Below are 448 nucleotides of genomic sequence, written 5' to 3' on the forward strand. Positions count from 1 at the left end.
TATATACACGATGCTATTCGAGGAACTCGAAAAACTCGACGCTACGCATTGCCTAGTTGTTTTAGACGAGATCGATGCTATCGGAAATGATGACGACATCCTATACAAACTTCCTCGCGCTAACGATAATGGGAATGTCAGAGATACGTCTGTCGGGGTTATCGGGATCTCGAACGATTTCACTTTCCGAGATAACCTTTCTGCACGGGTGAAAGACTCCCTGTGCGACGAGGAGATTCATTTCCCACCGTATGATGCGAATGAACTCGGGAACATCTTGAAGCAACGAGCATCCGAAGCATTCCACGATACGACTGCATCGCAACTTGATAATGGAGCGTTCGAGTTATCATCAGACATTCTTGAAGATGATGTGATCCCGTTATGTGCAGCGTTCGCGGCGCAAGATTCTGGGAGCGCCCGGCAAGCGCTGAAGCTGTTGTACAAG

General features: G+C 48.2%; 1 pseudogene. It reads left to right on the plus strand.

The annotated features are described in order from the left end of the window. Positions 1 to 448: pseudogene (locus D3D02_RS21420) on the plus strand (cell division control protein Cdc6); the annotation flags it as partial.

It is taken from the genome of Halobellus sp. Atlit-38R (genome assembly GCF_003665925.1).
Lineage (GTDB): Archaea > Halobacteriota > Halobacteria > Halobacteriales > Haloferacaceae > Haloquadratum > Haloquadratum inordinatus.